The sequence below is a fragment of the Pseudomonas sp. FP1740 genome, assembly GCF_030687165.1.
Taxonomy (GTDB): Bacteria; Pseudomonadota; Gammaproteobacteria; order Pseudomonadales; family Pseudomonadaceae; genus Aquipseudomonas.
The window spans coordinates 2,246,940-2,259,565 of the sequence record NZ_CP117461.1 but is presented as its reverse complement, the minus strand read 5'-3'; the positions used below and the strand labels follow the sequence as shown (position 1 = coordinate 2,259,565).

At 51.0% G+C, this 12,626-nt stretch carries 10 protein-coding genes and 1 pseudogene; 6 read left to right on the top strand and 5 right to left on the bottom strand.

Features of this window, described 5'->3' with window-relative positions; translation table 11 throughout:
• Nucleotides 1–18: 18 nt before the first annotated feature.
• Entirely contained in the window at nucleotides 19–1,830 is a 1,812-nt protein-coding gene (locus PSH69_RS10105) for an ABC transporter ATP-binding protein (protein WP_305411859.1), read from the bottom strand.
• Between the two features lie 247 nt (nucleotides 1,831–2,077).
• On the opposite strand from PSH69_RS10105, the gene PSH69_RS10100 reads away from it, so the two are divergent.
• The 6 genes and pseudogenes from PSH69_RS10100 to PSH69_RS10075 form a co-directional block, all read left to right on the top strand.
• Entirely contained in the window at nucleotides 2,078–2,491 is a 414-nt protein-coding gene (locus PSH69_RS10100; protein WP_305411858.1) for a VOC family protein, read from the top strand.
• A 608-nt stretch (nucleotides 2,492–3,099) separates the two neighbouring features.
• Nucleotides 3,100–3,828: a winged helix-turn-helix domain-containing protein gene (locus PSH69_RS10095; protein WP_305411857.1), complete on the top strand. Its 729-nt coding sequence runs from the start codon at nucleotides 3,100–3,102 to the stop codon at nucleotides 3,826–3,828.
• 12 nt (nucleotides 3,829–3,840) lie between these two features.
• Nucleotides 3,841–4,596, top strand: coding sequence for an EAL domain-containing protein (locus tag PSH69_RS10090; protein ID WP_370695237.1), 756 nt, complete (start codon nucleotides 3,841–3,843; stop codon nucleotides 4,594–4,596).
• A gap of 38 nt (nucleotides 4,597–4,634) precedes the next feature.
• Entirely contained in the window at nucleotides 4,635–5,303 is a 669-nt protein-coding gene (locus tag PSH69_RS10085) for a winged helix-turn-helix domain-containing protein (protein ID WP_018928261.1), read from the top strand.
• 492 nt (nucleotides 5,304–5,795) lie between these two features.
• Nucleotides 5,796–7,190 carry an undecaprenyl-phosphate glucose phosphotransferase gene (locus tag PSH69_RS10080; protein ID WP_018928262.1) on the top strand — a complete coding sequence of 465 codons (1,395 nt, stop codon included), beginning with the start codon at nucleotides 5,796–5,798 and terminating at the stop codon, nucleotides 7,188–7,190.
• 364 nt (nucleotides 7,191–7,554) lie between these two features.
• Nucleotides 7,555–7,787, top strand: a pseudogene (locus PSH69_RS10075) (IS5/IS1182 family transposase); the annotation flags it as partial.
• Between the two features lie 354 nt (nucleotides 7,788–8,141).
• Here PSH69_RS10075 and PSH69_RS10070 read toward each other — a convergent pair.
• From PSH69_RS10070 to PSH69_RS10055, 4 genes are all read right to left on the bottom strand, one after another.
• The gene (locus PSH69_RS10070) at nucleotides 8,142–9,287 is read right to left on the bottom strand and encodes an acyltransferase (protein WP_305411852.1); all 1,146 of its coding nucleotides are present in this window, start codon (nucleotides 9,285–9,287) and stop codon (nucleotides 8,142–8,144) included.
• Nucleotides 9,288–9,726: 439 nt separating this feature from the next.
• Nucleotides 9,727–10,170, bottom strand: a complete 444-nt coding sequence (locus PSH69_RS10065) for a cell wall hydrolase (RefSeq protein ID WP_370695236.1) — start codon at nucleotides 10,168–10,170, stop codon at nucleotides 9,727–9,729.
• Nucleotides 10,171–10,299: 129 nt separating this feature from the next.
• Nucleotides 10,300–10,491: a hypothetical protein gene (locus tag PSH69_RS10060; protein WP_305411851.1), complete on the bottom strand. Its 192-nt coding sequence runs from the start codon at nucleotides 10,489–10,491 to the stop codon at nucleotides 10,300–10,302.
• 19 nt (nucleotides 10,492–10,510) lie between these two features.
• Nucleotides 10,511–12,412 (bottom strand): hypothetical protein, encoded by a 1,902-nt coding sequence (locus PSH69_RS10055; RefSeq protein WP_305411850.1) that lies wholly within the window; start codon nucleotides 12,410–12,412, stop codon nucleotides 10,511–10,513.
• Between the last annotated feature and the right edge of the window lie 214 nt (nucleotides 12,413–12,626).

Here is a 12,626-nt window from a genome sequence, read left to right as displayed (position 1 = left end):
CGCAACACAAGTTTGCGGCTATCGATAACCACGCGCCTGCACGTTGAACAACTGCGCATAACGCCCACCCGCCGCGACCAGGCTGTCGTGATCGCCTCGCTCAAGGATCGACCCCTGGTCCAGCACGATGATGTGGTCGGCATTGCGCACGCTGGAGAAGCGGTGAGAAATCAGCAACGTCATGCGCCCTTCGGTGTGTTGGCTGAAATGCTCGAACACCGCCGCTTCCGCCGCCGGGTCCAGGGCTGAGGTCGGTTCATCCAGAATCAGGATATCGGCGTCGCGGCGCATGTAAGCGCGAGACAAGGCGATCTTTTGCCATTGCCCACCGGACAGTTCCTGTCCACCGGCAAACCACCGTCCCAATTGCGTGGCGTAACCACGATCCAGACGCTCGATGAAAGGCGCGGCCATGCCTTCGGCGGCCGCTTGCTGCCAACGGTTTTCATCGTTGAACGCCAGGGTGTCGCCCACGCCGATGTTCTCGCCCACGGAGAACTGGTAGCGAATGTAGTCCTGGAAGATCACGCCGATGCGCCGTCTCAGCGCCTCTTCTTCCCAGGCCTGCAAATCACTGCCATCCAACAGAATGCGGCCCTGTTCAGGGCGATACAACCGCGTCAACAACTTGATCAGCGTGGTTTTGCCCGAACCGTTTTCCCCCACCAGCGCGACACTGTGTCCGGGCAACAGGTGCAGATCGATGCCCTGTAAAGCAGCGCGGCTCGCCCCCGGATAACGGAAACCGACACGCTCGAAACGCAACCCATCGCCGGGCACCGCACCCACTGTAAGGCTTCCGGCATCGGCCACCACCGGTTCGGCCAGATACTCATAAAGGCTCGACAGGTAAAGGCCGTCCTCGTAGAGACCACTGATGGCGCTCAAGCTGCTGCTCACCGCCGTCTGCCCCTGCTTGAACAGCACCAGGTACATGGTCATTTGCCCGAGGCTGATGCTGCCGTGAACGGTATCGACCACGACCCACGCATAGGCCAGATAAAACGCCGCGGTGCCCAGCAGTCCCAGCACAAATCCCCAACCATCGCGACGTAACGTCAGACGCCGGTCTTCGGCGTAGAGACGAGCAAACGTGTCCCGATAACGCTGCAACAACAGCGGCGCGAAGCCGAACAGCTTCACTTCTTTGATGTAGCCCTCGTGGGAGAGCAGTGTCTCGATGTAGTTCTGCTGCCGACTCTCCGGTGCCCGGCGCGTGAACAGCCGAAAGGCATCCCCGGAAAAGTGCGCTTCGGCAAAGAACACCGGCAACGCCCCAACCACCAGCAGAACCAGCGCCCAGGGCGAAAAATGCACCAGCAACACGCCAAAGCTGATCAACACGATCAGGTTCTGGATCAGCCCCAGCGACTTCATCACCAGCGCCAATGGTCGGGTCGATGCCTCGCGCCGCACCCGAACCAGCTTGTCGTAGAACTCTGAGTTCTCGAACTGCACCAACGATAACGTCTGGGCCTTCTCCAGAATCATCGTGTTGACCTTCTGCCCCAACTGCACCCGCAACAGCGACTGCTGCACCGACAGCGCGCGCTGCGTCCCGGACAGCAATGCAAGCACGCCCGCTTCAAACAGCACATAGCGCACGACCGGCCACAACGGCGCGCTGCCCTGTTGCGCGTGCAACTGCATCGCGGTAACTACCGCGTCGACAATCCGCTGCCCCAACCAGGCTGCCAGTGCCGGCAGCACACCAGCGATCAGCGTCGCCAGCACCAACCCCAGAAACAGCCCGCGGGACGTACCCCAGACCAGCAGCAAGGCACGCCTCGCCTGGTCGAGCAAAGAGGCGAAACGGGTAAGGACAGGCATAGGGCGATGGACTCGGTGGCGGATGTAAAGGGGCGCGGCAGGTCATACGGTATGGGGAATGAGCAACGCCCACTTTACGTGGATATGAGGCGATAAGCCTCGTCTCGCCCATAGGAAAAACATCTAAAAAAGTACCGCCGCTCACCACGTTTTAGCGCTTTGCTATGAGGAGTCAATGCCTAATGGAATTGGAAGACGAACCTGAACGTCCAACCGACGTGCCCCACTCCATCACCGGGAGCAGAACATGAAAATCACCCCGTACCTGATCTTCAACGGCGACTGCCAGGATGCCTTCAACTTCTACGCCAAAAGCCTGCCTGGCCAGATCGAAGTCATGATGACCTTTGGCGAAACTCCGGCTCGCGACCATGTGCCAGCGGACTGCCACAACCTGATCATTCATACGCGCCTGTTGGTCGGGGATCAGTCGATCATGGGGTCGGATACCACACCCGATCGCCCCAGCGCCGGCATGAGCGGTTGTTCGGTGTCGTTGAATGTCGACAGTGTCGTTGAGGCAGAGCGAGTGTTTGCGGCATTGGCGCAAGGCGGGAGTATTCAGATGCCATTGGAGACGACGTTCTGGGCGGCACGCTTCGGGATGCTGGTCGATCGGTTTGGCGTGTCATGGATGATTAATTGCGAAAAAGACCAATGACTGGCTCTCCCCCTTAGACTAATACTTAAGTATAATGGCCAACTGACATCACTCTTGTCTTTTCGTATTCAATCACCAGACGGAATAACTACACTGTTCACAAAATCAGCTCTTGACATAAAATATTACAAATATAATGTAAAAGGAATCAATTAATATCCCCCCGCTCTCATCTGCCCTAAAAAGAGGCGACAGTTGAACTGGCGCCTTTCGAGCGCGCACCTAGACTGCCATAGAACACCGTGGAATATTCTTATAAATCAACTCCAGAAATCAAAAATGCGGACTTCCGCACAATTTATACGCAAGACTTCTCAGTGATGCCTCATTCTGTAGCCCGGTCCGCGGATCAGCCTCGCTTCAGTATTGATCATAGAAAAGTCAACCTAGAGGGCCTAGTCCGACGCAAAGGCGCTCACCAACTAAATCGGATATCAAAAAATCAAATTGGCTAAAGCCTCCACAGTTGGCTATGTCATTGATTCAACTGAAACTACTGGCAATCGAATGGCACCTGCTGACAAGCTCAAAATGTTATAAAAAGTCAGATAATTTCAGTATTTTGTGTATTAAGATTGCAGCGCCAGCACATATGAGTAATTTGCACGATGAGTACTGAGAGCAAAATCGAAAATAGCCAGAGGGGTATTCTCGCTATTGGGCGCACTTGGCGCTCGGCAGAGAAACTTCGACAGTTATTTGCACCCAATCTCACACATATATATACATTAGATTACACAAACCCATTAAACCCAGATAGCGAAGCTCAAGCCCACGATGCCGTACTAATCGACATTGAGAGCCCTTCCATTCTTAATGACTGCCTGGCGCTCATCAAGAAATTACGCACGAGTCCAACAGAACTGTCCATTATCGTTGCAATCAATTTTCGCGCTCCGCAAACCAAAATTGAATGTTACCTGGCCGGTGCAGATCATTGTATCAATGTACCTAACGATCAGGATGAAAAAGCCAGGTTACTTTCAGAGTTGCTCGAAACACCTGAATGGCAGCCCGCCATTAAGCTGACCCTGGACCAAACATGCCTGCACTTATACAACGATGAGTTCAAACTGGATCTGGCTTATCAGGAAATGAAAGCCCTGGATGCGCTTATCAATGCAGAAGGCAATATCCTGCACCATGACTCTATGGCCGAATCCATGGGTTTGAATATCAAACTCTATGACTCACGTGTTCTGGAGAAATCCATAAGCCGCCTTCGAAACAAAATCAAAAAGCACTTCGGCATCAATATCATTCATAGTGTTCGCGGTTATGGCTATCGATTGCTTCGAGGGGTCGTTTCAGTAAAGCAAGCAAACTTTCATTCTTAAAGGGACTAAACGATGGAGTCCAGCAGGCAATATACCGTGCAAGATAACTTCGCAATGGTTTTCTTCAGGCAATCAATTCTCAAGCGAAACGATGAATTGTTCGGCAGTGAGATTTATGCCAAAGCGACCAAACAACAGACACCTCTGAACAAGGGGTATCAGCCATTACATCCCGATCACCCGCTGGCGATATATCGTGAAGTACTGATGCGGATCCAATTAAATGCCCTCTCACAGATCGAGACCACACCGTCCCCATCCGTACAGACACCCAATAAATTATTCGTGACCATGAACCAATCCGCGTTGTTGGATAAAGCGCTCATCAGAGAACTGAACGACGCTCAAACGACACTCAAGAAGCATGAGCAACAGTTAATCCCCAGCATTAATGGCAGTTCGCTCCTTTCGTTCAATCTCAAAGAAAAAAGAACCATTATCAATCATATTCATTTATTGAAGGACAACGGGATCGAGATCGCTTTCGATGGCTATGACTTAAGCGATGACAGCGCTGAAAAACTGATCAGCCCGAAGCTGTTCGATTACATAAAAGTGGACCTGACCCGGTCCAATTTCGACATCATGGTCGATAACAGTCAGGACTTTTTCAACAGGTCTTACGACTGCCTGAGCAGCATGATCCATGACAGCAAAATCAGATTCATTGCGGACCGGGTCGAGCACAAAGCACTGCACACACTGGCCCGCAGCATGCCTTTCGATTTTTTCCAGGGGAGGTATTACTCGCCTACCGAGGTTATTTAAGCTTCAAAAATTTCACCAAACTAGGAAGGAGCCTTATTGTGAATACGCCAAACAACAGCTTTCTAATTTTCACCCGAGATCAACTGGCACGACAAGCTATAGAATCGCTTCTCGCACAACGCCTGCATCTATCTTTTGAAATCGAATCTGGCAAACTCAGCAGCGAACGCATCCGAAAGAGTCGATTCACGCACATCCTGCTCGACCAGGCCGATATATCGCTGAGCGATGTCAGCTTTATCCGCAAAAATCAAAAGGATGCGGAAATCATACTCATTACTCCCAACTCGGAGCATTCAGAACTTCATCACTTCTCGCACTTCGGGGTTGATGGCTTTCTCAAGAAACCGGTGGCAGACGAAGAGTTCATCTCTGCAGTCAGCCGGGTTAAAGAGTCGCAGGGTAACCCCGACATCTGGTGGTTTAATGCCGACGACAGAACATTAATCAAGGAAGATATAACCATCCCATTGACCGGCACCGAATCGTTAATGCTCACCCAATTGGTCATCAGTGATCGACGGGTACTCAGCAAGAACGATCTTATTCTACGTATCGATAAAGACCCGGAGAATTACAGCGGCCTTGAAATGTGCTTGAGCCGACTGCAGAAAAAATTCAAGACTGCCGCCAACGGCGAACGCCTGATTCGCTCGGTCAGAAACCGTGGTTATTGCCTGGCACAAAGGATCAGAATCGCATACTGAGTGAGATCGCAAAAACAATAACAATAAATGCGATTTCCCGCTCCACCCGATACCGCTTGACTGCCTAACCACCTCGCCTTGTATTTCCCGCCGCCTGTCCCTCGCACATCTTTCTCTCCATAGTTCCTACCCGGCTCCCTCCCCATGGCGGGCAAGCGCTCATCGGACTGCTGCAATTTTATAGATGATTTAGCGATGCTCTCCAAATAAAAGAGCACGACCTTTTATAACAGGGGCGCCGAAAGTAGTGTCCGTTATAATTCGTCAGACACCCACAAAGATTAAGGTACTAGTATAAAAACCGGACACTGAGACAACCGTATCAGCTGACTTGAAAACAACATTCGGATGGCCAGCCATAGCCCGCGTTACTCCCTTCCAATAATAAAAATAATCCCTGACCGAACTGCGCTCGCTCAGCCTTTGCGCGCGGCTGCCATTTATTAACCGTCGACTGATACACAACGTGGCGCACGCCCGAGGGACACCGCGATGGTACATAATCGTATTAATCGAAACAGCATATCCAAAGGACTGACCTTCTGGGGGCAATGGATAATTGCCATCACTTCGGTCAATGCGTTGTTATTTGCTCTGGCGTTGTACCAGACAGGAGAAATCGAAGCTCATTATCGTGTGCTTGCCGTGCTGACTTTCCTCGGCTCGGTCCCTTCTTACTCCCTGCTGCTGGTCTATCACAAGCAGCATGGATACCTCTCCGGCCTGGGCCGACTGCTGCTGGGGTGGCTACTGACACTGACCGGTCTGACCAGCATCGGCTTTCTCAGCAAGACCAGCGAATTGTTCTCCCGGGAAATCATCATGGTCTGGGCTGTGGCAGGTTATTGCGTGCAGGCCTTGCTGTACCTGCCTCTGCATAGTTTTTCCAGACACTACCACCGGCAATTGCACAGCCAAAATAACACCCTGATCATCGGCACCGACCAACTGGCGGTGAATCTGGCGGACAAACTGGCCAAAACCGAGTATCCGCCGCTGGTCGGCCTGATCAGCTCAAAACCCAACGAGCTGTCGACCAACGTCAATACCCACCGGATCGTGGGCCAACTGCAGGAACTGCGCGAGCTGATCCGGGTGCACGATGTCCGGCGGTTGTACATCGCGCTGCCCTTGAGCGAAGCCAAACAGGTCGAAGCGCTGTACATCGACCTTCTCGACTCGAATGTGGATGTGGTCTGGGTTCCCGACCTGGGCAGCATGACGTTGCTCAATCATTCCGTCAGCGAGCTGGATGGCCTGCCCGCTATTCACCTCAATGAAAGCCCGCTGACCAGTTACCCGACAGCGGCGCTCAGCAAGACCCTGCTGGACAGAGGCCTCGCCGCCCTGGCACTGATCGCCTTCAGTCCACTGCTGCTGGTGATTGCCGTCGCAGTGAAGATCTCCTCCCCGGGGCCGATCATTTTCAAACAGGAACGGCACGGCTGGAACGGCAAGATCATCAAGGTCTGGAAGTTCCGCTCCATGCGCCTGCACGACGACCATCAAGTCCGCCAGGCCGGCCGCGAAGACCCTCGCATTACCCCGGTTGGTCGTTTCATTCGACGCACGTCCATCGATGAACTGCCGCAGTTCTTCAACGTACTGCAAGGCCATATGGCGCTGGTCGGGCCGCGGCCGCACGCGATTGCCCATAACGACTACTACACCGGCAAGATCCAGGCCTACATGGCCCGTCATCGAATCAAACCGGGCATCACCGGGCTGGCCCAGATCAGTGGCTGCCGTGGCGAAACCGAGACCCTCGACAAGATGCAAAAGCGCGTGGAGATCGACCTCAACTACATCAATAACTGGTCGTTGTGGCTCGACATCAAGATCCTGATCAAGACGCCCTTTACGCTCTTTTCCAAGGACATCTATTAACTGCTGCGATTCACCCCCCCCCCGCGTATTCTTCACCTTAGCTACCGGGGCAGTCAGTTCTCTGACTGCTCCGGAGTTCCCGCCCCGCTGTCTCAGCCCATTCCTAAATCCCCCCTATCGCCTTCCAATACCGGCCACTTTGCCTGCCGGCCTGTAGCAACACTTCCGCGCAATCGAAGAAGTCACTATCTGGATCGACCAGCACGACTCGAATGATGTTCCCGCTCGCATCAATGATCACTTGGCCGTGATTTCCGGAGACTCGGACTTCATAACTGAAATGATCTCCGAGCTGGGAGTTAGATGCAGGTCGCCCAAAGTTTATGACACTAGGGAATCTCTGAAAAAGACTTCCAGGCACGGGGCGGCGAATGTCGCGGATGTGACCCAGGTCGATCAGTTGTTACACGGCGAGGAAACCTACATATCTGGCGGGTTGCACGGGCGTAGATAAGCGTCCAGAGCACCAGAACCGTAAGATGATCTGGTCGATTGCGGCACGGCCAGCACCTACAAAAAGCACGACAAGGAGAGTTTGATCGGTCATCTGCGCCGCAAATCGAATACACCAAGGCCCAACTCAGGGCCAAGGTTGAGAGTACTAAAGCAAAAAAGCCCTACAGCACCGTTAATAAAGGGTCGTAGGGCTTTTTTGACATCACGTGTTTTTTGTTGATTTGGCATGGATTGGCGTGCGGTCTGCCCCATTTTTGCCCGATTGAAATTTGGAGCGCAGCAAGGCTCCTAGGCCCACTCACAACGGGTGTAGCCTTGCTGCGGGCACAAAATAACTGCTCAAGCGATGGTTGTATCGTTGTATCCGCCTTGTAACCAGGACGCCGATCCTGAGTCGCCGAATTTTCAGCGACGGATGAAAGGCATCCCGCAAGGCGGGGTATCGAAAATGTTTTCCGTTGGAAGAATTGAAATGTAGATCCCTATGGGAAAGGCCTATTCAGCAACCTTTTCCGAATACACCTTTTTACCTCTAACGAGGATAAAGGGCTTTTCTATTATCAAAAATGTCACTACAGAAGAAGCTGAAACAAGTGCAAGAACAACCGGCAAAAAAGCAATATAGTACAACATATCGCCCCCTTCAAAAGAGAACACTTTAAATACAGAGAACAGCAAATACAGCACTAACCCATGAGTTAGATATATGCTATAGCTGACCTCCCCAAGAGATTTAAGCCCATTACTCTTAAGCACTCCAAAAACATTATCGCCAAGGGCAATCATCACAAAAGAAACACCGAGTACTAGCATCTGAGCAACAGAATATTCTTGAGCGATAAACATTCCAAAGATCAAAAAAACCAAAGACACCAGAGAGCTAAGCTTATGTCCAACCACCGACAAAAACCTTGGAAAGTGCGCCTTTATAAGAACAGGAATAAATCCTATAAAAAAAAGCAGTGCTAGTTTCGGGACTATGAATCCAAAGTAAATACTTGGAATCGCCAATACCATTACAGCCAATGACAAAATTAGGTATTTGCCATACAATTTTCCGTTAAAAATAGCTGCAACTATAGGGAGTGAAAAATAAAAAAGCCATTCATACCTCAAAGTCCAATGTGCTCCAGCTGTTATACGAGTACTATCAGAGAAACCATTCAAAGAAGAACCAACAAAAACCCCCCACAACAATGCTTCCTTGACTATTCGACCTACTTCAATAACAAATCCAGTCTTTATTAAGCTAATCCCAAAAACAATGAAAACCACGAATATATAAAGCGGCATTATTCTTTGAATTCTCGACCTTAATATAACACCCCAATCTGGACTTCTTCTATATATTTTTCCAAAAAATAAAAACCCAGTTATCATAAAAAATAGTGAAACCGGCACCGCCCCCATATTATTTAAAACGTCACTTTCTGGGCGCACCCATTTGCCATCCACCTTCCAGTAATAAGTCACAACAAAGTGATGACAAACAACAGCAGTCGCAAGCAACCCCCGCAGCGCATCAATTGGCGAGGACCTTGACAATGTCTGCTCTGTCAATATATTAGCTCTCCTGAAGGCCCTATCAAGTAAAAACATTGACACCACATATATAACAATTATTAAAATAGTATCATTCATTACTTCAACTCAGTTTTTTATAAATCTTAATTAATCGCTGATTTAGCCCTTACACTAATACGCAACAGTTGTACTCATATTGTGTATGATCAACACAAGATCGCATTGAGCTCAGAGGTTCCAAGCCATACCAATCCCGCAGTTCACGACCTTATCTTGAGTGCTGGCGAGTGAAAAGTCGTTGACTGCATTCTCCAGCAGTAAGATCCGGACAGCGCGTCACAGTATTTGCTGCCCTAGCAAGGGCGCCGAATCTTATTTAAGTGGTGTGCCTTGTCCTAAGCGCATCCATCATCGGAACCATTGCGCTGACCTTCTTTGGGTTGAACAATACACATCCCTCTTATCACCAGCGACCACTTGAATGCGACAAAAAATAACTGTTAAAGATCGTTGTATTGAAGTTAGCGCCCATCCGAACTACTTCAGCATGCACACCTCAACGACGAATACCTGCAGTGCCCTCAACGCTGCGTGGGTCGGCGATGATTCCGGCCCGGATATCGAAAACAGTTCGTCCAGCAATTGGAGAGCTCGAAGGTTCCGTCAATGTCCAAGCTGGCGATGCCGGTGGAACCGAACACACGGTGCCCGCGATCATCTGGTCAGCAGCCTTCTGTGCCTGGGCGAACTGCCAGGGCAGGATCAGATTGGCGTCGCTCAGGTAGGCATAGCTCCGATCGTTTTTGTTCCAGCAGTTGAACACGCATTGCTTCTGACACACACCGGCATAGCCCTCCCCCCCACCACGAATGGCCCGTTCCGTCGTTAACCCGGTTGCGGATGGTCCAGTCAACGGCAATTTGGCCAGGGCCCCTTCCCCTAGGGCGTCACCCCAGAACGTGCGAGCAAGGATGTCTCGGTCTCTATCTGTGACGCTCATCGTTTTTCTCCAGCCGCGAAAAAGTCCGCGTTTTGGCGGGTTTGGGAAGGTCCTGCAATAGTTTCTGCAGTAGGAAGGACATAATCTCACATGAGCTATGTCATGTTGTGTACGAACCGTTTCTGCTCGTTACCTCAATTGCTTAAGAACCAGCTGGATAAATACTGAAGGACACTGCCGCTCCTGGAGCTGTTGCGCCATATCAATAGACTTAGCGATCATTACAGGTGCGACGTCGGCATTCAACTCACTCCACGCCAGCATTTCGAGGAAGGCTAGTGCGTTTTGACTGCCAACGAGCGCTTCAGAAATATTGGCCATGATTTCTCCTGACAGAAACTTATGTCCATGCGGACTCGCTGATCACAACCCATCCATTGGCGACCGTCCTATAGATAAAATGCAGAGTCTTGTTTTTTTCTCTTATCGCCGTGCCGCCAGACACGTCGACCGAAACCCCAAATACACTAATAGCGCCAGAGGTATAATTACCGGCAGGCCTTAGGGTTATCATAATTTCCCTGCCGTCTACTGGGTTTACTGCAGTAACGACAGCGCCACCATCGGGAACGCCTTTTTGGTAGGAGAAGAGTGGATAGTTGCAGTCAATCACCAATCCACCAAGCGTCCTGTAATTCGAGAAATTAGGTACATAGCGAATACCAGAAAGGTTGCCTATGTTGGACACCATGGAGTCATTCATCAATGGAGCTTCAATCCTGAAATCGACGTCAAGATTTACCAGATAGTTTGTGTCGTCGATATCTAGAAATCCTAGCGGCCGAATACCTGCGAATATCGGCTTTGCGATCGTGACACCAACTACTGATCTAAGTTTTATGCCTATCGACCTAGGAAGATGGGAGTTGTTGCCACGAAGTTCTGGCGCAGAAATCATCACATTTTTATCGCCGGACGCATCAATATCTGTACCATTATTCTCAAAATGCATGCCATCAAGAATGGTGCCGTCGGTTGATCGCATGAGTACACCAATATTGTTACTCTGGCAAACCCCGCCAGAAATCTTGATCCGGCTCAGGACGTCTTCCTCTCCTTCCAAGTGGGCGAGATCAAAGCCGATTCCGCAGTCAAGTGCGACACACTCGATAGCATGCATAACCGCGGCTGCGTTCCTGAACTTGAACCCTATAGCGCACGATTCAACCTCGACGCTCTGCATTTTTGTCATCCAGTTCAACTTTGACCAGAAGACTCCTGTCCAACCGAAGTACTTACCTCCGCCATCAATATACATTTCGCTGATCATTACGTTTCTACGAGCCTGCGGGCAATTGAATACAGTAACGTTTGAGACAAGCGAAGGATTCATGACACGCCCCCCTTTAACGCTGAAGTTACGAGCTGAGGAAGTATTGTCATCACAGTAGAATATTTGGCTATCGCCAGTTACCGGCGCAACTGTCGCCGACTTATCTATCTCTATCTCGCAGCCGTCATAGAGCCTGATGTCCTTTAGCCGGTAGGTGTGCCGCCCGTTAAGGACGACCTTTCCGTTAACAGCTAAGGCGGCAATAAGCGCAGGGGACCAATCCCAAGTGTCCGGATCAAGCGGATTCGGCTTGCTAATCACTAAGCCGGAGCACTCCCAGATGCTGACTACCTGAGCGGACACAAATTGATTGAGATTGCCCATCCCAGCATCTGCGGCATCAAGAATCTTTCGTTTAAAGCCAGATAGGGCTGCACCACCTTGGCTGGCCATCTCCTGCCGAAGCGCGGCGTCACCAATCACGAAGAGCTTAGCGGCATCGCCCGCCCAGCTTGTCGTGGTAAATGGCAGGCTTGCATCCTTGGCGCGATACAGCTCACCACTAAAGCGGAGAACCTGAGTCGGTCGCATAATTTCAAGACCGGCTACGTAATCTACCGGCGTCTCGAATCCGCTACTTTTAAGAAAGTCATGAAACACGGCAACTCGCGCAGCCTGATAAGTATCAAACTCAGATTCGCGGCGCGCTTGATCTGTATTGAACTCCTCCTCCATCCCCATCCACGACTTACGTAGCACACCCAGGCGATCGGGGTAGGACGGATTGGGCCCATTGACGAAGAAGTCCAGGCTCCGGGCGTTGTCATACAGGTCTGTTGAGGAAGCTGAGCCAATCGGATTACCGGTTTTGTAGATCGTTGTCATCTTGCTCGCAGAGTACGCCAGCGGCGCCGCGAAGGACGCGGTGCCGAGGGCGCTGAGCTTTAACAATTGGCGGCGATTTACCATGACGACCAAACCTCCAAAACAGGAACAGCAAGCAGTATGCCGGTGGGGAAAGTTTCGTGGGGGCGCAGCGGCCAAGGCTGGTCACTACTGGGGGCGCATCACTCTTAGGAGGGCCGAGGCCAATCCCTGTTCATGACCATATCGAAGATACTGGACATTGTGATGAAGTCAGGAACGATAATGACCCAGTCAGCATCGACAATCGGCCACTTTA

Coding starts and splice junctions, on each gene's coding strand:
- PSH69_RS10100 (WP_305411858.1), top strand. CDS start 2,078: ATGAAAATCACCCCGTACCTGATCTTCAACGGCGACTGCCAGGATGCC.
- PSH69_RS10090 (WP_370695237.1), top strand. CDS start 3,841: ATGGAGTCCAGCAGGCAATATACCGTGCAAGATAACTTCGCAATGGTT.
- PSH69_RS10065 (WP_370695236.1), bottom strand. CDS start 10,170: ATGAGCGTCACAGATAGAGACCGAGACATCCTTGCTCGCACGTTCTGG.
- PSH69_RS10070 (WP_305411852.1), bottom strand. CDS start 9,287: ATGAATGATACTATTTTAATAATTGTTATATATGTGGTGTCAATGTTT.
- PSH69_RS10060 (WP_305411851.1), bottom strand. CDS start 10,491: ATGGCCAATATTTCTGAAGCGCTCGTTGGCAGTCAAAACGCACTAGCC.
- PSH69_RS10095 (WP_305411857.1), top strand. CDS start 3,100: ATGAGTACTGAGAGCAAAATCGAAAATAGCCAGAGGGGTATTCTCGCT.
- PSH69_RS10080 (WP_018928262.1), top strand. CDS start 5,796: ATGGTACATAATCGTATTAATCGAAACAGCATATCCAAAGGACTGACC.
- PSH69_RS10055 (WP_305411850.1), bottom strand. CDS start 12,412: ATGGTAAATCGCCGCCAATTGTTAAAGCTCAGCGCCCTCGGCACCGCG.
- PSH69_RS10105 (WP_305411859.1), bottom strand. CDS start 1,830: ATGCCTGTCCTTACCCGTTTCGCCTCTTTGCTCGACCAGGCGAGGCGT.